The organism is Pseudoalteromonas sp. Bsw20308 (assembly GCF_000310105.2).
GTDB classification, from domain to species: Bacteria; Pseudomonadota; Gammaproteobacteria; order Enterobacterales; family Alteromonadaceae; genus Pseudoalteromonas; species Pseudoalteromonas fuliginea.
In genome coordinates, this window is the sequence record NZ_CP013138.1 from 350,802 (window position 1) to 372,636 (window position 21,835).

Annotated in this window: 19 protein-coding genes; 6 read left to right on the forward strand and 13 right to left on the reverse strand. The window is 39.1% G+C overall.

What is annotated here, in order from left to right; translation table 11 throughout:
• Window positions 1-10: 10 nt before the first annotated feature.
• The 3 genes from D172_RS01465 to D172_RS01470 all read right to left on the reverse strand — a co-directional run bounded on the left by D172_RS01465 (window position 11) and on the right by D172_RS01470 (window position 5,080).
• Window positions 11-955: a pseudouridine-5'-phosphate glycosidase gene (locus tag D172_RS01465; protein ID WP_007376272.1), complete on the reverse strand. Its 945-nt coding sequence runs from the start codon at window positions 953-955 to the stop codon at window positions 11-13.
• A 12-nt stretch (window positions 956-967) separates the two neighbouring features.
• The gene (locus tag D172_RS21425) at window positions 968-1,129 is read right to left on the reverse strand and encodes a hypothetical protein (protein WP_007376273.1); all 162 of its coding nucleotides are present in this window, start codon (window positions 1,127-1,129) and stop codon (window positions 968-970) included.
• Between the two features lie 72 nt (window positions 1,130-1,201).
• The gene (locus D172_RS01470) at window positions 1,202-5,080 is read right to left on the reverse strand and encodes an amino acid adenylation domain-containing protein (RefSeq protein WP_007376274.1); all 3,879 of its coding nucleotides are present in this window, start codon (window positions 5,078-5,080) and stop codon (window positions 1,202-1,204) included.
• A gap of 230 nt (window positions 5,081-5,310) precedes the next feature.
• On the opposite strand from D172_RS01470, the gene D172_RS01475 reads away from it, so the two are divergent.
• The gene (locus D172_RS01475; RefSeq protein ID WP_007376275.1) at window positions 5,311-5,814 is read left to right on the forward strand and encodes a MarR family winged helix-turn-helix transcriptional regulator; all 504 of its coding nucleotides are present in this window, start codon (window positions 5,311-5,313) and stop codon (window positions 5,812-5,814) included.
• Window positions 5,815-6,187: 373 nt separating this feature from the next.
• On the opposite strand, the gene D172_RS01480 is transcribed toward D172_RS01475, so the two are convergent.
• From D172_RS01480 to D172_RS01495, 4 genes are read right to left on the reverse strand one after another with little or no spacing between them, the layout of a single operon-like run.
• On the reverse strand, window positions 6,188-7,321 hold the full coding sequence (locus D172_RS01480) for an alkene reductase (protein ID WP_007376276.1): 1,134 nt from the start codon (window positions 7,319-7,321) through the stop codon (window positions 6,188-6,190).
• A gap of 11 nt (window positions 7,322-7,332) precedes the next feature.
• The gene (locus tag D172_RS01485; RefSeq protein WP_007376277.1) at window positions 7,333-8,247 is read right to left on the reverse strand and encodes an EamA family transporter; all 915 of its coding nucleotides are present in this window, start codon (window positions 8,245-8,247) and stop codon (window positions 7,333-7,335) included.
• Window positions 8,244-8,948 (reverse strand): uracil phosphoribosyltransferase, encoded by a 705-nt coding sequence (gene upp, locus D172_RS01490; RefSeq protein ID WP_232224803.1) that lies wholly within the window; start codon window positions 8,946-8,948, stop codon window positions 8,244-8,246. Before upp ends, D172_RS01485 begins: the two co-directional genes overlap by 4 nt.
• A 58-nt stretch (window positions 8,949-9,006) precedes the next feature.
• Window positions 9,007-9,684 carry a phosphoribosylanthranilate isomerase gene (locus D172_RS01495; protein WP_007376279.1) on the reverse strand — a complete coding sequence of 226 codons (678 nt, stop codon included), beginning with the start codon at window positions 9,682-9,684 and terminating at the stop codon, window positions 9,007-9,009.
• A gap of 458 nt (window positions 9,685-10,142) precedes the next feature.
• Here D172_RS01495 and D172_RS01500 point away from each other — a divergent pair, with 458 nt between their 5' ends.
• The 3 genes from D172_RS01500 to D172_RS01510 all read left to right on the forward strand — a co-directional run bounded on the left by D172_RS01500 (window position 10,143) and on the right by D172_RS01510 (window position 12,968).
• Window positions 10,143-10,505 (forward strand): DUF7674 family protein, encoded by a 363-nt coding sequence (locus D172_RS01500; protein ID WP_007376280.1) that lies wholly within the window; start codon window positions 10,143-10,145, stop codon window positions 10,503-10,505.
• A gap of 159 nt (window positions 10,506-10,664) precedes the next feature.
• Complete coding sequence (locus D172_RS01505; RefSeq protein ID WP_033023331.1) at window positions 10,665-11,462, forward strand: alpha/beta fold hydrolase; 798 nt, start codon at window positions 10,665-10,667, stop codon at window positions 11,460-11,462.
• Window positions 11,463-11,702: 240 nt separating this feature from the next.
• Complete coding sequence (locus D172_RS01510) at window positions 11,703-12,968, forward strand: P-loop NTPase fold protein (RefSeq protein ID WP_058230522.1); 1,266 nt, start codon at window positions 11,703-11,705, stop codon at window positions 12,966-12,968.
• A 15-nt stretch (window positions 12,969-12,983) separates the two neighbouring features.
• On the opposite strand, the gene D172_RS01515 is transcribed toward D172_RS01510, so the two are convergent.
• A protein-coding gene (locus D172_RS01515) for an IS3 family transposase (protein WP_420713787.1) occupies window positions 12,984-14,152 on the reverse strand; the annotation gives its coding sequence in 2 pieces (ribosomal slippage) (window positions 12,984-13,906 and window positions 13,906-14,152; 1,170 coding nt in all).
• A gap of 74 nt (window positions 14,153-14,226) precedes the next feature.
• On the opposite strand from D172_RS01515, the gene D172_RS01525 reads away from it, so the two are divergent.
• Both D172_RS01525 and D172_RS01530 read left to right on the forward strand, forming a co-directional pair.
• Window positions 14,227-15,825, forward strand: a complete 1,599-nt coding sequence (locus tag D172_RS01525) for a hypothetical protein (RefSeq protein ID WP_007378436.1) — start codon at window positions 14,227-14,229, stop codon at window positions 15,823-15,825.
• A 105-nt stretch (window positions 15,826-15,930) separates the two neighbouring features.
• Window positions 15,931-16,227 carry a hypothetical protein gene (locus D172_RS01530; RefSeq protein WP_007378437.1) on the forward strand — a complete coding sequence of 99 codons (297 nt, stop codon included), beginning with the start codon at window positions 15,931-15,933 and terminating at the stop codon, window positions 16,225-16,227.
• 113 nt (window positions 16,228-16,340) lie between these two features.
• Here D172_RS01530 and cysQ read toward each other — a convergent pair whose 3' ends face one another.
• The 5 genes from cysQ to cysD are packed head-to-tail and all read right to left on the reverse strand — an operon-like array spanning window position 16,341 to window position 21,826.
• Window positions 16,341-17,111: a 3'(2'),5'-bisphosphate nucleotidase CysQ gene (gene cysQ, locus D172_RS01535; protein ID WP_007378438.1), complete on the reverse strand. Its 771-nt coding sequence runs from the start codon at window positions 17,109-17,111 to the stop codon at window positions 16,341-16,343.
• 9 nt (window positions 17,112-17,120) lie between these two features.
• Window positions 17,121-17,714 carry an adenylyl-sulfate kinase gene (cysC, locus tag D172_RS01540; RefSeq protein WP_007378439.1) on the reverse strand — a complete coding sequence of 198 codons (594 nt, stop codon included), beginning with the start codon at window positions 17,712-17,714 and terminating at the stop codon, window positions 17,121-17,123.
• 32 nt (window positions 17,715-17,746) lie between these two features.
• Window positions 17,747-19,471, reverse strand: coding sequence for an SLC13 family permease (locus D172_RS01545; RefSeq protein ID WP_007378440.1), 1,725 nt, complete (start codon window positions 19,469-19,471; stop codon window positions 17,747-17,749).
• A gap of 31 nt (window positions 19,472-19,502) precedes the next feature.
• The gene (gene cysN / locus D172_RS01550) at window positions 19,503-20,927 is read right to left on the reverse strand and encodes a sulfate adenylyltransferase subunit CysN (RefSeq protein ID WP_007378441.1); all 1,425 of its coding nucleotides are present in this window, start codon (window positions 20,925-20,927) and stop codon (window positions 19,503-19,505) included.
• Window positions 20,927-21,826 carry a sulfate adenylyltransferase subunit CysD gene (gene cysD, locus D172_RS01555; protein ID WP_002958873.1) on the reverse strand — a complete coding sequence of 300 codons (900 nt, stop codon included), beginning with the start codon at window positions 21,824-21,826 and terminating at the stop codon, window positions 20,927-20,929. The genes cysN and cysD overlap by 1 nt, the downstream gene beginning before the upstream one ends.
• Between the last annotated feature and the right edge of the window lie 9 nt (window positions 21,827-21,835).

The following is a 21,835-nucleotide window of genomic DNA, read 5'->3' on the forward strand; positions in this document are numbered from 1 at the left end:
CCCATTATTTTTACGCTACTTCTCTTTTATTACTAGATTGCTTTGCATGGGCAACAGCTAAATGCCCTGCAACACGCGCTGTATTGATCAAAACGGCACTGTTAGCTTTAGCTGAACGCCCTTTAGTTACTTCATCAATTGCTTTCATAATGTACTTAGTGACTTTATTTCCACTGATCCCTTGCGCTTGAGCCGAGCTAATTGCCGCGTTGATAGCATCATTAACATCATCACTATCAATGGCATCTTCGAGCTTAGTGGGTGTTGTAATTAATACACTGCGCTTATTATCAAGCAGCCATTGGGTTTCAATTATGTCGGCTAAAATAGATGCATCATCTATCCGTTGTGGTGCTTTATAGCCACTTGAGCGACAGTAAAATGCAGGGAAATCATCAAATTGATAAGATATAATAGGGACATTGTGGGTCTCTAAGTATTCAAGTGTTAAACCTAGATCGAGTATGTTTTTTGCACCAGCACATACAACGGCAACCCGTGAACGTGTAAATTGCATAAGATCTGAAGAAATATCCATCGTATTGTTTGCTCCTCTATGAACGCCACCAATGCCGGCAGATGCAAAAAAGCATATTCCTGCTAACTCAGCTGCAATAATAGATGAGGCAACGGTGGTTGCACCCAATTGCTTAGTCGCTAATACAACGGGTAAGTCACGCGTGCTGACTTTAGGTATATTTGCGGTTGTTGCAAATAACTCAATCTCACTTTCATCCATGCCAATTAGTAATTTACCATTAGCGACTCCAATGGTTGCAGGGATTGCCCCCGATTCACGAACTGCTGCTTCTACTTGTAACGCGGTGTGTTTATTTTCAGGGTAATCTAAGCCATGCGTTATAACATTAGACTCAAGTGCCACGACCGCAAGCCCTAACTCAAGAGCCCGTTTAATTTCAGGCTTAATAACAAGATTTATCTTTGTATTGTTCATTTTATTTTTCCTCTAATAACTTGGTTTTTTAATTAATTTATATTTTTGCTGAATAATATGTTTGTTATAAACACGTTGTCGCCAATTTTTCGGTTGCTCTGCATGCAGTGCGATTGAAATAAAGTCGTTATTGCATTTAAACTCTTTACTTATCAGTGCCGAAATTTTTTTCACGAGCCTATTCTTGGTAGAACTGGATACGTGAGAATCAAAATAATGTATGTTGATATGCGGCATGTTGCGTCCTTACGCTATTAATAATGAACGATGGCTCTCGTAAGAACCTTGAGATTGCACAATGCAATTAAACAGCTCATCAACACCTTGATGTTTTAATAATGCGTAATGATCTGCTTGTAAGTGTTGTGTTATCGCTTCTTTTTCGTTGTACTCAGGAATGTTTTCAATAAATGAATAATCATCTCCTTGTGCTTTAAATATCACTTTTGGTGCTTTTACTTGGCGTTCAAGCAACTCTGTGAATGTATATTTAAACTCATAAGTGCGCATGACTACTTCTATGATTTTACTGACAACATCTCGATTCAAAGTGCGATGATTCATACATACAAAGTCAATAAACTGTTGTTTATTAGTCACTGCCGATAAACATTGTTCTAATACCGGGCCTTGTATTTTTTGAAAGAACACTGAAAATAAAATGGTGACAAATGCAGGAGAAGTAAAACAAGGTGTCTGCTCTTTTTGTGAATACTGAGGTAGATTAGGTGAGCCAGGTGCAATGAGATAAAGTGCTTCCACGGTCTCGCCACTTGCTTCAAGTTGATGGGCCACTTCAAATGCAACACGCGCCCCAAAAGAGTATCCCCATAACGTATAAGGACCCGTTGGTTGCTCATTTTTGATTAGCTTGATATCAGCTTCTGCCATTTCTTGTATTGTATCGTAAGGAACTTCATCACAATTAAGGCCATGCGCTTGCACTGCAATAAACGTCGCTTCATCGGCCACTTTTTCAGCTAAAGGTTTTAAGCTCATTGGATACCCACCTAAACCAGGCCAGCAGAAAATTCGCGATTTTTGTGTAGAGTTATTTAAATTAATCAACCGACTATGTGAGCTGTTATCGTTTTGCTTAATATAAAGAGCAAGTGCTTCAATAGTGGGGGCTTGAAAGATAGCTTGCATTGGGATACTAATGCTCAACTCTTTATTTAAAGTATTCATAAATGTAACGGCTGTTAAAGAGTTTCCACCACTTTCAAAAAAATTATCTTGGACTGATACTTTGTCCCATTTCATCACATGGAGCCAAATATCAGCTATTTTCTCTTCTAATTTATTTCGAGGCTCAATGTAGGCTGCCTTATTTTCAATATTATTAAGTTTCTCTGAATTTTTTAGAGCGAGATAATCGACTTTCCCATTCGCTGTTTGTGGGAATTCAGCAAAAGTTATAATTTTATTAGGTACCATATAGCTAGGTAGCGAATTTTGTAAATCATGATTCAATATTTCAAGGGGGCCACGCATATGTATAGCGTCTTCTTTCATACCTTCACTGCGCTTTTGCTCATCTGTAATTTTTCCACCAATGCAAAAATAAAATGGTTTCATTGTACAATTCGCATCAGATAAAATTTCTTCAATACGATTGGCTGAAGGTAAATTATTACCAGATTTTGAGCTATAACCAGAAGACATTAAACCTATGTTTAAGTCGTTCATTTGTAACTGCTGTAACTTACGACCTAAATCAATATAGTGTCGCCAAGCCGTTGTAGAATGATTAAGTAAAGAAATACCAAAAGAAGCTCTATCATAGACTTGCTGATTAATGGCAATCACTTTTTTCTTTTCAATTAGCTGATCAGAAAGGGGTGTCAGCTGATTATCTTGAACGGTGTATTGTCCTGAATTTAAACCATCTACATTTTGAATTTGCACTAAGGTCTCAACATTTGAAAGCGAGTCAGTTTCGCTATGTTGGCTAATATCAAAACTTCCTAAGTAGGCGTCATCTTCGTGAACAGCTAAGTAATCTTGGTATTCATTGTCAAAACTAGCAGCGCCAATTGAAAGGCCAAACTGAGGTAAAATATGATCAAATAAGCCAAGCATATGGCCTGTTTCCATTTCTAAAACTTCTAATATATTATTTTGATATACAGGTTCTATAGCTGATTGTTTACCTAAAAAATGGCAAGTTAATTTAACCGTGCTTGCAGGCGCTAATGAGCGTACAAGATGCAGGGTATGTAGTTCAGGGTGATAATAATAAATACCCGATTTTAAATTAAATAAATTATGTATTTCTAAAAATAACTGCGTAGCATACAGGGCGCCTGGAGATGCATAGCCATACTTGGGCAGTAAGCGTTGCTTGCTTTTAAACTGGCCAAAATATCTCATGATTTGACCAAATTCATCATATTCTAATGCGCTGACAGGGCGTGTAGGGATCTCTGATTTTTGTTTTTTGAGTAAGTTAAGTATTTCTTGCTCACACACATTTCCACCATCAAAGTAACGATAAGTTTTACGAGCAAAAACAGTTTCAGTTTGCTCTTTTGATGCGTTTTTATTTGGTAAATTAAATACGGGTAAGTTTAACAGCGCTTGTGGTTGTCTAAATCCAGCATTAGAGAGTTGTGCTTTAACTTGTAATTTACTTTTTTTAGATTGATGGTGTTCACTCTGCTTGCCTTGATCCATTAAAGCGGCTTCACGATGATTTAATTCAATGCATGCAATAAGATTTTGAAAACCGGTACGCTGGTCATTTTTTACAACCATTGCGGCATTTTTTATCCAATCATGCTTTTCAATGGCAAGTCTAATTTCATCAAGCTCAACACGGTAACCACGTAATTTAATTTGATTATCGGCGCGACCTAAAAAGTGTGTGTTACCTTCTTTATCACGTTTTACAATATCACCACTGCGATAGAGCGTATTATGCATAGGCTCGCTATTGTGAGGGTTAGATATAAATCTTTCGAGCGTTGTATCGTTACGGTTTAAATAACCTCTAGCAACCTGCACACCACTAATATAAAGCTCACCAGATTCACCCTCATCAACTAAGTTTAACTGTTCATCAAGTATATAGTAGTGAGTATTGGCTACAGGCTTACCAATGGTAATTGCATCAAACGCTTGTTCTAAAGTATGAGGTGTTACTTTATGGCTGGATGAATTTATTGTGCATTCTGTTGGCCCATATAAATTGATTAGATCTTTTTCAGGCAGTGTTTCAAAAAATTGCAAGGCGAGCTGTTTAGTAAGCGTTTCACCCCCACTGAACACGTGAGACAATGAGTTGCACAATTGAATACAAGGCGAATCAAGCAAGGCTTGTAAAAGGGTAGGAACACATTGCAAAACGGTCACTTGTTTTTCAATGATTAAATCAATAAGTGCAAGCGGATCGCGATACATTCCTACTTCACTTGTAACAACACAAATACCGATTGCATTAGCTAAAATCTCCCATTGGGCTGCATCAAAGCTAAAAGGCGTTTTTTGTACAATACGAGTTGATTGGCTAAAGCTATGCTCTTCTTTTAGCCACAGAAGCTGATTAACAATACTGCTATGTTCAATGATGACGCCTTTTGGATCACCTGTGCTTCCAGAGGTGTAAATCATATAAGCAAGGCTATCTTGTGATAGTGGCGCATAATATGACGTATTATCATCAACATCATCTATTGAAATCACAGTAATGTCGCTGCTAACCAATGCAGTAATTTGCTCTTTTAAATGTGCTTGAGTTAAAACTAAGCGCGCTTTAGAGTCTTTTAGCATATAGCTAATACGTTTTTCAGGGTATTCAGGAGACAGTGGAAGGTATCCGCATCCTGCATAAATAGCTCCCCACACACCAAAAATTAAGTCAGGCGATGGATCGACAAACAAACCAACATATTCACCTTGCTTAGCACCATGCTGATGGAGTAAAGAGGCAATGTTAGCTGATTTTTTATCCAGCATTTTATAGCTCCAATCTCCTTGGTTACTAATTACTGCAGTTTCATCAGGTGTTTCAATAATTTGCTTTTGAATTAAATCAAACAATGTTCGAGTATCACTTTCTCCCAAAAAAGATATCTGATCTTGCTCAAGGTTTTCGGTTCGATTTAGTTGGTTATGTAGTTTCATTTCTATGCCTATTCCTTTATTTAAAATTTTATAGATGACTAATTTTTGAATTGCCTTGTTAAAAATGAGTACTACACATAACTCTCATGTAACAAAGTTAGGTAAAAGATAATACATACAATCTTAATGTCAAGTATCTTTGTGTGAAGATACTTGTTGTGATGAGTCTTGTCGTAGAGGTTGTTGTGAGTTATATTGGTTTATCAATTTAAATTAGAGTAGTAGATATAATGAAAAATGATCTTGTTGACGTCGTTATAGCCCAGTGGAATAAAGAAAGACCTGATTTAGACCCTTCGCCTATGGGAGTTATGGGCCGACTCGTTCGTACCGATGCAATGTTTAGCAAAGAATTACAAACTGTATTTGGCCGTTTTGGCCTCAATGGTGGCGAATTTGATGTATTAGCGACAATTAGGCGTTCAGGAAAACCGTTTACATTGAGTCCAAATCAACTATTGCAGACATTAATGCTAACCTCAGGCTCAATGACAAACCGTATCGATAAACTAGAAGCTAAAGACTTGGTTGCACGCAGCTCTGATCCTAATGACCGTCGAGGCGTTATGGTGTCTTTAACAGAGAAAGGTTTTCAATTGATTGATCAGGTTGTAGAGGAGCATATCGCAAAAGGGCAGTCTTTATTGTCACCTTTAGATAAGTCGGAGCAGCAGCAACTCGCAGTATTACTTAAAAAATTACTTTTAGGCCTTTCTAGCTCTACTTATAAATAAGGCCAGTTGGCCTTTCAGGAGCACAATTTGTTCTATCTAGGGCATGTTGATCTTTGTGGATTAAAATTTGTTCAATCGAGGAGCGATTTAATCGTGGCGCGAGATTTGTAACTTGGTAGCTTTGGTAACGCTCCTGCATCACCTTACTAACTTATCTTTATGTAAGAATAGGTAAATTCGCGCAAAGCTTCCGCGCCCTACTCACGGCTTTTATTTACATCTATGTAGCAGCAAAGAGTAAATCGCCCCTAGGACGAACCTAAGGGCTACGGATGTTTGGCACTTACGCTGCGTTATCGCCTATTTATGGGGAATAATCACACGACATAAACTCTGCCTCGCCTAACTACCAAACCTACAGGTGCAAAATTAATCACGAAAGCTCAACACGCTCTAATATAGATTCACTTTGTTTCTCAGATAGCGATGCACTTTTATCTACCATTGTAGGATAATCGGTATAACCGGTTTCGTCGCCACCATAAAACGTATCGGGATCTACATTATTAAAAGAAGCATTTAACTTAGTACGTTCTACCAAATCAGGGTTTGCTAAAAAGAGTGCCCCTAATGCCACACCATCGCATAAATTTTCATTTAACACATCTGATGCAATAGCAGGGGTTACAGGGCCATCCTGCCAAGCTTTGTGAGGGTTTAATATAAGCTTACCTAACCATTGGTTACGGATCTGCTGGGTGTGCTCACGGTTAGCCGCTTCCATAATATGCAAATACGCCAGATCAGTTGGCAACTGACTAATAAGAGTTTGGTAGAGCACTTCACTGTCTTGTTCAATAATGTCATTGTAAGTATTGTCGGGAGAAATACGAATACCGACTCTTTTAGCACCAATAGCTTGTGTAACAGCCGCCACTACTTTTAGCGTAAATCTTAAACGGTTTTTGACGCTACCACCAAATAGATCGGCTCTATTATTTGTATTGCTTGCCATAAATTGGTGAAGTAAAAAACCATTTCCTGCGTGTATTTCTACCCCATCAAAACCTGCCTGAATCGCTAATTCAGCTGATTTTGCGAAGTCTTCAATGGTTGCTGTAATTTCATCTAATGTCATTTCTTTTGGTGTAGGGTAGCTCTTTGGCCCTGTTGGTGTAAAAGCGTCTCCGGTAGCTTTAATTGCTGAAGGCGCTATTGATTGATGAGCACTGGGGTATAATTCAGGATGCCCAATACGACCAGAATGCATCAATTGAGCTACAATTTTGCCTCCCCTTTTATGTACTGCTTCAGTAATGGGCTGCCAGCTTTTCACATGTTGTAAATTATGTAGCCCTGGGGAATTCATAAAACCTTGACCAACTTGGTTAGGTTGAATACCTTCAGAAATAATTAACCCAGCTGTTGCTCTTTGAGCATAATAGGTTGCCATAAGAGGCGTTGCTAATCCTTCAGCTGTTGCCCTGTTTCTACTCATTGGTGCCATTACAAAGCGATTGCTTGCGTTGATTTTCCCAAAACGAGCTTCTGTAAATAAGTTGTCCATGTTTACTTCCTTTAACTAGTTTTTTTGTTTAATGATGGTTCCAGATTAAAATTGGAACTTGATTTTTTAAACAGCTGTACTTGAGATATAACAATGGCTAATACAATAATGACTGCGCCTAATGTTTGACTCATCGTTAGCCTTTGCGAAAGAATAAAATAACCCAATAATGTTGCTGAGATTGGACTTGCAAACGATATAAAAGACACCGTAACAACTGGCAGTTTTTCAATAGCTTTAAACCAAACTATATAAGCGAACAAGGCGCCAATGATACTTAAGTAGGAATAACCAATTATATTGTCTACTGTTAGGTTACTAGGTAAGCCTTCTTGTACTAATCCAATCGGGAGTAAAAATAATCCACCTACAACGAGTTGCCAGCCTGTAAAAGTATATAAATTAACGTCAGCAGGCTTGCCCCATTTTTTTGTTAATACTATTCCCGTGGCCATTGAAGCGGCACCAATTAAACCTGCAATAACACCTTGAACAGGTAAATTCATATTTGGTTCTAAGACCAACATCGCGACTCCAACAGCCGCAATTGCACAAGCAATAAATTGCCTTAAATTAAGGGGATCTTTAAAGAGTAGCGCACCAAGTATCATGACTATGATAGGTTGGCACGACATAACAAGTGCAGCTACACCACCGGGTAATAGATAGGCTGCTACAAATAAACAGTAAAAAAAGCCACCAATATTAAGTATGCCAAGCACGATAGAACGCACCCACCAGATGCCTTTAGGTAGCTTTCGACCAATCAGTACTAATAAAATACCAGCAGGTAAAGCACGAAGTGTTGACGCTATTAAAGGCATATCTGGCGGTAATAGCTCGGTCGTTACTATGTATGTACTGCCCCAAATTGTTGGGGCAATCATAGCAACTAACATCCAAAGTATTAGTTGTTTATTTGTCATACGGCCCCCACATCGGTCGTACCGAAGTAGCGATCTCCGAAGTCGCCAATTCCAGGTATCATAAATGCGTTTCCATTTAGATACTCTTCAATTGAAGACGTGACTATTTGAATTTTTTTAAATTGCTGAGTAACTTTTTGAATCCCCTCAGGGGAGCACAAAAGATTAACAAAAATGATATTTTCTTCTAAAACACCAGCATCTATAAGCACCTGAATAGCACAAATTGCAGAGCCGCCTGTCGCCAACATAGGTTCGAATATCAGCACGCGACATTTAGCAATATGATCCGGAAGTTTTGAATAATAAAGAGTTGGCAATTTTGTGACGACATCGCGTTGTATTAAAATTTTTCCAATGGGAATTTTTAAGTCAATATGACGCAGCTCATTTTCCATACTTTCACCAGCACGAACCACAGAAACGGCACATATTGGATCTGCAAACTGCTTGCCTTTGTATGTTTCTCCCACGGGAGTAGTTACATCGAGATCTTTAAATGGTACTAATTCTAAGCTTTTTTCAATCAGCAGACGAAACACTTGATCAGCATAAAAAATGAATTGGCTTTTACTAGCTACCTTGTCACGCATTTTTGCATGCAGGTATTTTAGTCTATTTGTTTGCGGTAACTCGATCACACTACTTGAGAGTATTTGTGAGTCTTCTTTATATATTTGAATAACTTGATTTGCATTCATAACGCTCTCCCTATTTGAGTCTGCCAGATTAGGGGTGTTAATCTGGCAGTGAATTATATTAAGCATTGATCTCCGAAAATGCTTTTTCAGCTTCGCGAATGAATTTCTTCACTTTAGCGGCATCTTTTCTGCCGTCGCTACCTTCTAATCCCGTATGTGAATCAACTGCGGCTGGTTTAACCTTATAGATTGCATCAGCTACATTTTCAGGCGTTAAACCGCCAGCCATCATTAGAGGTTTTGGAGATCGTCTAACAAGTTCAGCGCTTACGTCCCAGTTATGCGTTAAACCAGTAGCGCCTTTAGCACCCGTTTTAGGGTTAAATGTATCAGTGATAAACATGTCAACAAAGTCAGCCATGGTATCAACAATTTCTAACAGCTCTTCAGCATTGTCTTCTTTCACAACAAGGCTTTTTAATAAGAAAAGATCAGGGCGCAGCTCTCTAAGCTTTTTCATTTCTGCCACACTAATATCACCGTGTAGTTGAACTGCTTTTACACCTAGCTCACTGCAATAACCGCTCACTTCTTCAGCATCTACCATATAGCTAATCAACACACCGGCTTGAGGCTCACTTAAGCTTTTAATAATGCTCATTGCATCTGTTTCAGAAATATCATCTTTTCCAGAAGGTAAGCGTAAAGGAAAGCCAAGCCACTCAATGCCAGACTCCAGCATTAGATTTGCTTCTTCTCGGTCGATAATGCCAGCTACTTGAATAATGTTTTTCATAATGTTCTCCAATTTAAAGTTAAAGGGTTGTAAAGAATCTCGACGTAAAGATATGTAAGAATTAACTTTGTGTCAAGTATCTTTATGTGAAGATATTAAATTAATATACGTTTAACTGTTCCATAGAGTTGCTGAAGACTGATATTTTTATATCGTAATTATTTAAAAAGTTAACATAAGCAATAGTTTAAGTGGGTTTTTGAAGTGGTGCAGGGCGATTGGAAGCTTACTAAGAAATCGTTTGAGGCCTTAAAAAAACTTAACGTATTGAGCGTAAGTCTTAAATAAAAACAATATTTAGGCATTTAAAAAATTATATGGTGTGGGTATGGTTATCAAAACGTTAAGTTAACGAGGTCGTAAACGCGGACAAGAACAGTTGGCTTTGTCCGTGCCCCACCAAATTATTTTTAGCTGGTACAATGGCATTTGTATAACTATGTGCAGCAAGGGAGTATATGGAAAAGCAAGAAATAATAAGATTCATTAAGGATATACAATGTAAGTTTCCAGATGTGATCCCGCTAATGGATAAACACGAAAGTTGGGCGCTTACTTTTCGCATGGAAGAGTTTGCAAACTTAACAACTTTTGCATTCAACGAAAATAAAGTCACCAACGCTCTAAAGCACTTGTCATATATGAGTCTAAAATTAGACTCTGCAAGTCCTGCTGAACTTGAGTACATAGACACTTATTACGTTGAGCACTTATTTTGCAAGGCCACTCCCATTGGAATTGAAATAGGTTGGCCACTTGTTCCTGACAAACTTAAAAAACTGTATTTAGATTTTCACGGACAAGCGCCTAAAATACGTTGAGAATAGAAGTAAGTCGTTTTTATTTAAAAATCAAAATCTGCTCCGAAAAGTTGTTAAGTAGAAGCTATTGATCTGAACTTCATGAGAGATTTTTATTAAACTCCGTTATACTTCTTGCAATTGAATATGCCAAATGAAGTAAATAGGCCGCTAACTGTAATGAGTACAGAAATTCTTTTCCATACTATTTTTCCACACGAAACCAGTAAAACATGGGTTGTATTTGTCCATGGAGCTGGTGGTAGTTCGGCAATCTGGTTTCGTCAGCTTAAAGCGTATAAAAAAGAATATAATGTGTTGTTGCTTGATCTTCGCGGTCACGGCAAATCGAATAATCTACTACAAAACTTTGTTGATAATAATTATTCATTTAATAATGTCTCTAAAGACATTATCGATGTGTTAGATCATAACAATATCACCAGCGCACACTTTGTTGGTATTTCATTGGGTACAATTCTTATTCGAAATATTGCTGAAATTGCGCCGCAATATGTTTCTAGCATGGTGCTAGGTGGAGCGGTTACTCGTTTTAATACTCGCAGTAATACATTGGTTTATTTAGGTAATATTTTTAAACACTTCCTGCCTTATATGTGGCTGTATCGCTTATTTGCTTTTATTATGATGCCGAAGAAGCGTCATAAAGAATCTCGACTTTTGTTTGTTCGTGAAGCAAAGCGCTTGTGTCAAAAAGAGTTTATAAAATGGTTTAAATTAGCCATGGATGTAAATCCTTTAATGCAATATTTCAAAGAAAAAGACATTGATATTCCCATTCTGTACATTATGGGTAAGGAAGATCATATGTTCCTTGGCCCTGTTAAAGAAATGGTTAAGCGTCATAAAAACAGCGTACTGCAAACTATTCACCATTGTGGCCATGTCTGTAATGTAGAACGTCCTGACTTATTCAATCAGCACTCGCTTGCGTTTATCGCCCAGCAAAATCGTTAGCGTTTTAGAAGGAGTAGCTCTTTCTTTTTGACTTTAACTCTAAACTCAAAATAAGACCTAAAGTAATAAAACTTCATTTTTATATTAAAACGTAGGTTAGGTAGAGCGAAGCGAAACCCAACATGTCATAGCGCCATGTGATTAATGAAGCTAAGAGACGGTTTTATTTATTAAACAGCTTATCCAATAATGTTCAATTGATATACACTGGCAAGGTAACGTATTGATAAGGATATTAAGTTGTCGCAAGTTAAAGTTCTTCACATTACAGCCACGCGCTGGCTTTCCCTTTTGTTGTGCGCAATTACCGCCGCTACAATTACTGTATTTTTAAGCAAAGTTGGTTTTGTACAAAAGGCATATTTAAGTTGGAGCGCTATTTTAAATGCGAATCCAATCCTACATTACAGCGGTGCTTTTTTAGCGGGTATTGGCATAAAGCTCCTGCTTGATAAGTTTTATATATCGCACCCCAAACGCAGTATTGGATTTAACTGGCGATATCCGCCAGTGACAATTACTGTATTAGCATCATGCTTTCTGACTGCTTTTTATATGCTAAGCACGGCACCAAAATTTGATGAAGCTGCGCTATACGCACAAAGCTTTATGAGCTTAAAATACCTAGCACTTACGTTTATTGGCATGATCATAACTGTCATTTATCAGGCAAAGCTCTATACCCAAAAGCCAATTTTTACCGCTGTATTAGTTGCCCTTAGTTTAATTTACATAGTTTTTGCCGTCAGCCTAGCTGATATAACACCTGCCTTTAATGTCTTTATGTATCTAGCTGCTAGTTATTTAATTTTAGCGATTTACTTATTCTGCGATGAACACAGACAGAGCGAACAACAAAACTTTACTTCTGAAATTGAGCCGATTGAAACTAAAGAAAGTCCAGAACTAAAAACGTTAGAAGATTTTAGAGAATGGTCCAAAGATGATTCGACTATTAAAAGCATAGAAGAATTAGAACCCGATTTACAGGTTTACGCCACGCGCATTGCCGAGCGGCTACAAAATGGCGGTGATAAAGATGAAAAGGATTTAGCACAGCACATAGCACTATGTGGGCCTTATGGTTGCGGAAAAAGCAGTATCGTCGAAAGTATTGTGAATGATTTGGTAAAAAACTCTGAAAAAGAGAGTGCTTGGATAAACAGTGATATATCAACATGGGGCGCTGCAAGCGGCAGTGTTGCGCATGTTGTATTGAGTCATGTTATCGATGATATAAGCCAGTATATTGATATGTGTGCCTTTCGTGCGTTACCGAAGCATTACACTGAAGCGTTGAAGTCTGGCGGTAGTGTATTTCAGTTTGCATCTACCTTGCTTGCCGGCCCTGTTGATATTGAGGGAAGTTTTCAAAAGCTTAATGACGTTCTTGATGCAACCAACCACAAATTACTGATCACCCTGCAAGATGTAGATCGCGGAACAGGCGGTGAAAACGAAAAACGTTTAAATGATATAGCCGCACTGTTTGACGTGGTCAACTAAATTCAGTCACCCTAGTTAAGAAACCATATCTAATGTTTCGATTCGTTCTTCAAAGTCATTTGGGCTTTGATAATTTAAGTACGAATGTAAGCGACGACTGTTGTACCACATACAGATGTAATTCATTACATCCTGTTGAGCCTCATAACGCGTTGGGTAGTTTTTCCAATGCACGCGCTCTTGCTTCAAACTACCGAAGAAGCTTTCTGCAACAGCATTATCCCAGCAACAGCCTTTCTTACTCATGCTACCAATGAAGTCATTTGACTTGAGCAATTTACGATATTGGTGGCTTGCATATTGAACCCCTTGATCTGAATGGATAATTAACCCTGTTTTGGGCTGGCGTTGCCACATCGCCATAGTCAGTGCGTCACAGACAAGCTGCGCTTTCATTCGTGAGCCCATGCTCCAACCAACGACTTTGCGCGAATATAAATCAATCACTACCGCCAGATACAACCAACCTTCTGCAGTCCAAACATAAGTGATATCTTGTACCCAGGCTTGATCAGCTGCTTCAACGTTGAAGTTTTGCTCAAGTACATTGGGATAAATAGGCTTATTATGCTCACTATTCGTTGTCACTTTGTATCTCTTTTTATAACGCACCCAGACATTTGCCTCTTTCATTAGCTGTGCTGTTTTGTAACGACTCACCGGAAAACCGAGTGCATTTAAGACTTTCTGAATACGCCTTTCACCGTAAGTATTATCACTGAAGTGCGCTATGTCCTTGACACAATCAATCATTTCTTGATGTGTTGGATCCTCTGATTTAGTTGAGAATCGCTTTTGATAACTATAGTAATTGTTACTTTTTACACCCAGTATTCGGCACATTGTCGCCACAGGCCAGGTCTTCTTGTATTGGGTTATGAACGAATATTTCACTTCGTTTCTTTGGCAAAGAAGACCGTCGCTTTTTTTAATATTTCACGCTCCATTTCTAGGCGTTTCACTTGCGCTTTTAGCTCTCTGATCTCTTCTTGCTCAGGGGTTAAATTACCGTTCCCTCTAAAAGCATGCCCATCATCATTTTCAGCTTCTTTTATCCAGCGACCAAGCATGTTGGGATTTACCCCTAAATTTCTAGAGGCTTCTGCTTGTGAGTAGTTTTGCTCAACAACTAATGCGATAGCATCAAGTTTAAATTCTTTGGAATACTTTTTACGTTTTGTCATTATCGATCTCCAGTTAAGTTGATTATCTCTTAACTGGGGTAGTCGAATCCATTAAACCACGTCAGTTGGATAGATTGAAAGATAAAAATTTAAGTAATATCAACTTCATCGTCGCTATGGGTAATGAGAATGAAGTTGCGGCTGAAGTTATTTCAAAGGCAACTGATTATAGGGAAGACATTGTACGTACTGATATATCTAGGATTTTGACATCTTTTATTCAAGAAGCTTTAAAAGAAGCAATATCACCTAATGGTTGTGTAATAATTTTATCCCACAAATCATCGGCTGTGAGGCTTGATCCTAAAAGGGTGGAAGATAATTTCAAGATACATACTTTCAGCAGTCGCACCGAATTCATACTGGCTTTAGAAAAGAGAAATAGTTTTTTCACTGAAGAAGTTAAGGCTTTAAATGCGGTAATTGTTTCAATTAGACAACTTAAAAAAATATTACGACGAGTCAGCCAAGCTTGGAGTTCTGAACGCTTAATGGGTGAGGTTAACTTACTTTCTTTATTGATGATTTGTACTTTAAGGGAGGTTAAACCTGTTTATTTTTCGGCATTTGAAAAACATTATGACTTTCTGATTAAAAGCTCTTCGAATAATGTAGTTCATATTATGCGCGATTTGGTGGAAGCTGATGATAAGGTGTATTTTAATTTCTTTAAAGTCCTTCTTGGTCTTACCGAGGAAGAAGTGAGTGGAGTAAATAAGATAAAAAAGTCACCAATGGATAATGATGATCAAAAAGTTGAGGCATTAAATCGTATCGCTGATAGCTTCGACGCGGAAATAAATATAACTGAGCCAAAGTTGGTTTTTAATAAGTATTACAGGGCTACTCAATCTTTGGGCTGTGATGATCCCGAGGTTTGCTACTTGAAGCGAATTTCGAGGGAAGGAATTTTAGGTAGTGAGCTCCGAGAGCAAGAGGTATTTAGCCGGTTTATAAAGACAGATAACTTGCAAAGCTTAGCAAGTGATTTATGTCATAATTTAAAAGTTCAACAGGTAGTATGGAGATTTGAATATGTTATTTTTAAGAAAAAAAAACCTATATCTTCAACTTCTACATCAGAACAGTTGTTTGAATTAATTATAAAAATAATTAGAACAAATACTTATACCAATGAAGCTTTATTTATCAGCATATTTGTAAAGTTAGTTATGCAGATTATAAATAAAAGTAACTTAGAAAATGTTGCGACTGACATCGCATGTCTTTCAGATCCTAATCTGTCACTTCAATTTTTGAATTCACTCTATGATAATAGTAACTCACTAGAAAATGTTTTAATTAATTTTAATTTCAATCAGTTGGGTAGTAAGTTTTTGGATAGTGAATTATCCGAAGAACACCTAATTATTCTTTCAAAGTTAAACTCGTTAAGCCAAAAAAGAGCAGGTCATGCCGTAGATTATGAGTTTATTTTAAGATTGTTTTTAGATCGTACGGATGATAAATCGTTAAAACTATTAGTAAATGTGTTCAAGCATGATAATAATAATCCGAAACTTGGTATTAATACAGACGTTAAAGAAGTCGATATTAAGGAAAGAGAGAAGGTTATTGAGCGTCTGAAAAGACTAGATTTAGATATTAAAGATCTTGAAAGTGTAATTCATTACCTCAGTTTGGAAAAACTTGTATCAATAGATGATTTATAAATCTGGGCTAATAAAATCTATGGATTACTTTAGGTTAGTTGGGTTTCGTTCCACTCAACCCCACTAATTATCAATTTTGAATGGAAAACAAAAGGAATTTAATAAATGGCACTTTTATCGATTTCAGTAGGCGTTGCGTTTTTTGCAGTTGCTATTATTTTGTTTGGGTTTAGCGCTATATTCGGCCAAATGGAAAATTCAGGTTTTGCATATAGCTTTATATTGGGTATGTTCCCTGCGTTTATTGGCTTGGTTTTAATAGTGCCTAGTACGCTTTACCGAACTGCTTTTGTATTTGCCCAAAAGCCTGAGCAAACCCGAAAGGAAAAGGTTATTTTATCGCTTGGTTTGTTTATAACTTTGCTGTGCTTTAGTACGCTTATTAAGTTAATTTATACATAACAAATAACTGAAGCATTCCTAAGTATTTGCCTTTATGCTCACTGAGCAACTTTCATAGTAAAAGCTATCAATTGTCTTTTTAACAACCGATAGCTAACCACTTAAAACAGGGCTTACTCTTCTATCGCACTTACAATAAAATACGGATTTAAGTACTCATCTTTGGTGTTATAAATAAGCGGGCTGCCATCAAGCTTAGTGACTTTAGCACCGGCTATTTCGGCGATTGCATGGCCAGCACCCGTATCCCATTCACAAGTTGGGCCTAAGCGCGGGTAAATATCAGCGCTGCCTTCGGCGACTAAACACAGTTTTAGTGAGCTGCCTTTAGACACCATTTCAACCTCATCAAAGCGTTTTACAAACTCGGCTAAATCGGGTGATGGGTGAGAGCGGCTGCCTACAACACGAATTAACCCTTTGTTAGGTTTGGTAGTTACCTTAAGCTCAATTCGCTCATCGCCTTTATCTTTAAACGCGCCAATGGCCTCTGCGGCTAAGTACGATACGCCAAGGGCAGGTGCATCTACTACGGCTAAAATAGGAGTGCCGTTTTTAATTAGGGCGATGTTTACGGTAAATTCACCGTTCTTTTTAATAAATTCTTTAGTGCCGTCGATTGGGTCAACTAACCAGTAGCTTTTCCACGTTTGGCGTACATCCCAGCTTATGTCGGCGTTTTCTTCACTGAGTATTGGAATGTCAGGTGTGAGCTGTTGAAGCCCTGCCACAATCAGTTTATGAGCTGCTAAATCGGCGTCGGTTACGGGGCTTTCATCGGCTTTGTACTCAACGTTAAAATCCTTTTCGTAAATTCCCATTATCGCTTGGCCTGCTTTGCGGGCAAGGATGAGGGTTTCTTCTAGCAGTTCGGTTTGATTCATGGGGTTAACCTATATTATGTGCTTTTGTTTTAGATACGTTATCAGTTGTGTAACCGATTGGTCTAGGGTGTTTTTACTTGTATCTAAAATTATTTCTGGATTGTTTGGCACTTCGTAGCTTGAATCGATACCAGTGAAGTGTTTTATCTCCCCAGCGCGGGCTTTTTTGTATAAGCCTTTTGGATCGCGGCTTTCGCATACATCCAGTGGGGTATCGATAAATACTTCAATAAATTCGCCTTCGTCTACTAAGCTGCGCACCATATCGCGCTCCGCTCTAAAAGGCGATATAAACGCAGTAAGTACTAACAAGCCGGCGTCGGTCATTAGTTTAGCGGTTTCGCCTACGCGGCGTATGTTTTCAATGCGGTCTTCGTCGCTAAAGCCTAGATCTTTACACAAACCGTGGCGTACGTTGTCGCCATCGAGCAGGTAAGTGTGCGTACCTTGCTGATTAAGCGCCGCTTCTAGTGCGTTTGCTACGGTGCTTTTGCCAGAGCCTGAAAAGCCGGTAAACCATAAAATAGCGGGCTTATGTTTTTTTTGCTCACTACGCTGTGCTTTTGTCGTTGCGTAGTTATGCCAAACTATATTTTCATCCATAGTGAGAGTCTCTTATGCTGTGAGTGCAGGTATTAAAACGGAAATACCTGCGGGATCAAGGTTAATACCGTGATTGAATAAATAATAGAAAGGGGTAAGCCCATCACTATGTAATCTTTTAAGCGATAGTTACCCGCGCTATAAACCATTAGATTAGTTTGATACCCAAATGGCGATATAAAGCTGGCTGATGCGCCAAAGGCAACTGCCATAATAAACGGTAGCGGGTCTACATTAAAACCAACCGCGAGCGAGTAAGCAACAGGGAACGACAAGGCAGCTGCTGCGTTATTAGTAATAAGCTCGGTAAATAATACGGTCATTAAAAATATGGCAATAAATGCGCCGTACGGGCCAAAATCCCCAAGTACCATAAACATGGCGTCGGATATTTGCCCGGCAAGTCCGGTGCCTATCATTAACTTGGCAAGGCCAATGGCGCTACCTACAACCACCAATAACTCGATAGGAAAACGGCGTTTTACTTCGTTAAGTTTTATGGTGCCGCTGAGCATTAAGCCAATCAGTAATACTAATAAGCCTTTAACCAGCGGCACTATGCCAATAATGCTTAAACCCAGTACTGCGGCAAAGCACAGTAGCACAATATTTGATTGTTTAGGCGCAAGGTGGGCTTGTAAGTCAAACCCTGAAATATACACAAATTCGCGCTTTAAATTAGGCAAGCTGTAAAAGTTTTTGCCTGGTGCGAGTATAAGTGAGTCGCCAGCTTGTAATTGCACTTGCCCAAGGCCGCCTTGTAAGCGGTCGTGCCCACGGCGAATAGCAATAACGGCTGCATGAAACTGCTCTCTAAAGCGGGCTTCTTTTACGGTTTTGCCAATAAATTTTGAAGATTGACTTACGACTACTTCTACTAAGTGTTCTATGTCTTTTTGATGATTCTCGTGCACTACTTTTAGGCCGTCGAAACGGGTAAGTAATGGCACCGATTTTATGTCACCTACAAACAGCAGCACGTCGTCTTTTTGAATAACTTGCTGTGGAGTGACTGCGCAAATGCGGCTCCCGTCGCGAATGATTTCAGCAAGGAATAAGTCTTTTAAATCACGCAGGCCGTTTTCTTCTACGGTTTGGCCTATTAATTTTGAGCTTGCTTGTACTTTACCTTCTAGGTAAAAAGGCACGACTTCTTGGTCGCTTTTACCGTTGTCGGGTAAGTATTTAAGCATTACTAAAATGGTAATTAGGCCTACGCTTAGCGCGCCCAAACCCACTAAGGTAAAGTCAAAAAAGCCCAGCGGTTCCATGCCCGCATCTACTGCAAAGCCATTGACGATTAAGTTGGTTGATGTACCAATAAGCGTAATAGTGCCGCCCAAAATAGCAGTGTACGACAGCGGTAATAATAGCTTTGAAGGGGAGTGATTAGGATTGTCTTTTATCGCGGTAATAAGCGATGCAACAACGGCAGTATTGTTAGTAAACGACGATAAAAAGGCGGTTGATAACCCCAATTTTGTTACCGATTTTACTAAACTACCTTTAGATAGCGATTGCGCTAACTTTTGAATTAGGGTGGTTTTTTCTATTGCTGTCGACACTAATACCAGTAATACCAAGGTAATAAGCGACGGGTTAGCGTAATTAACTAACATGCTTTCAAGATCAATTAATCCGGTTAAATAACTAGTACCAATGGCACTTACAAATAACCATGCTGGATTAATACGGGTGCCAAAAAGGCACCCGACTAAGGTAAGCATAATGCCTGTTAAAACGAGCTGTTCTACCATGCTTTTAAATTCCTAACAGGCTAAAGTTAACTTATAACTTAGAAATATCAAGCGCTTGCCAATGCGGAAAGTGCTTGCGTACTAAGCTGTTAAATTCAACTTCAAATTCACTAAAGTTACTTTGCTGTGCTTGGCTTTGCAGTACTTGCTCAATCATACCCGCAGCAACTGTTAGGTTTGATAAGCGATCGATTAATATAAACGAGCCTGTTTCGTGATTGCTGTGGTACTCGTCTGCCAAAATAGTTTCGGTTAGTTCAAGTGTTACAATCGCAATTTCGTTTAACTGCAGTGAGTCGCTAGTGCCGTGCTCAAGCGTGTTCACATCGATGGTGTGATCAATCTTTTTAACAATAGCTGAGGTGTTTTTGCTGCCTAGTTTTAGGTTATAGCTTTTACCTAATACTAATGGCGACTCATGCATCCACACAATTTTAGCTTGCAGCTGGTTAGTAACAGCGGCCGTTGAATTTGCAGGTACGATTACATCCCCTCGGCTAATATCAATTTCGTTATTTAGGGTAACGGTAATTGCTTGGCCTGCTTCGGCGCTGTCCAAGTTGCCATCAAAGGTAACAATTTCTTTAATGCTTGATGTTTTACCCGACGGTAATACTTTTATAGCATCGCCTACGTGCATCTTGCCCGATGTAAGTGTTCCCTGAAAACCACGGAAGTTTAAGTTAGGACGCACGACATATTGCACTGGTAGGCGCGCTTCAAAGCCTGTATCTGTTTCGGCTGCTGGCGAATCTTCTAGTAACTCTAGTAGCGGCTTGTCGGTGTAATACGGTGTATGTGCAGAGCGTGTTACTACGTTGTCGCCTTTAAGCGCCGACATAGGCACAAACTTAATGTTTGATACGTTAAGTTGCTCAGCAAATTTAAGGTAATCGGCCTTAATTTTTTCATACACGGTTTCGTCAAAATCAACGATATCCATTTTATTAACGGCAACAACAAACTGTTTAATGCCCAGCGAGTCACAAATAAAGCTGTGGCGCTTGGTTTGTACTTGCACGCCGTAACGCGCATCAACCAAAATAATGGCGACATCACTTGTTGATGCACCTGTTACCATGTTACGCGTGTATTGCTCGTGCCCAGGTGTGTCGGCAATAATAAATTTACGCTTAGCCGTTGAAAAGTAACGGTACGCTACGTCAATGGTAATGCCTTGCTCGCGCTCAGCTTGTAGGCCATCAACTAATAATGCAAGGTCAAGATCTTCACCTGCGTTACCTACTTTTTCGTTATCTTTATGAAGGGCTGCTAGCTGATCTTCATAAATTTGGTGGCTGTCGTGCAGTAGGCGGCCAATCAATGTTGATTTACCGTCATCTACGCTGCCACAAGTAAGCATGCGTAATAAGCTTTTATCTTGTTGGCGTGCTAGGTAGGCGTCTATGCCTATTTCTTTTACTTCGTTAAATGTATCGTTATTTTGGCTAGACATTAAAAATACCCCTCACGTTTTTTCTTCTCCATTGAGCCGGCTGAATCATGGTCAATAACACGACCTTCACGTTCAGATGACGTAGATAGCAGCATTTCTTCGATGATTTCGGTTAAAGTACTTGCTGTTGATTCAACTGCACCGGTAAGTGGGTAGCAGCCTAGTGTACGAAAACGTACAGATTTCATTTGCGGTACTTCACCTTCATTCAGTGGCATACGCTCATCGTCAACCATAATCAAAGTACCGTCGCGCTCAACTACTGGGCGATCTTTAGCTAGGTACAATGGCACCATTTCGATGTTTTCTTGGTAAATGTATTGCCAAATATCAAGCTCAGTCCAGTTAGATAATGGGAAAACACGAATGCTCTCACCCGGATTAACTTGGCTGTTGTAGGTATTCCAAAGCTCAGGACGTTGGTTTTTAGGGTCCCAACGGTGGTGTTTGTCGCGGAACGAGTAAACACGCTCTTTTGCGCGTGACTTTTCTTCGTCGCGGCGTGCGCCACCAAATGCAGCATCAAAGCCGTATTTATCTAGCGCTTGTTTTAAGCCTTGGGTTTTCATTATGTCGGTATGTTTACCCGAGCCATGCGTAAACGGGCCTACGCCCATTTCAATGCCTTCTGGATTTTTGTGTACCAGTAGGTCAAAGCCGTATTCTTTAGCTATACGGTCGCGAAACTCAATCATTTCACGAAACTTCCAGTTGGTGTCTACGTGTAATAACGGAAACGGAATTTTTGCAGGGTAAAATGCTTTACGCGCTAAGTGCAAAAGTACCGACGAATCTTTACCAATAGAGTAAAGCATTACTGGGTTCTCAAACTCAGCGGCGACTTCGCGCATGATTTTGATACTTTCAGCTTCAAGTTGCTGAAGGTGAGTTAAAGCCATTGTTAGTCG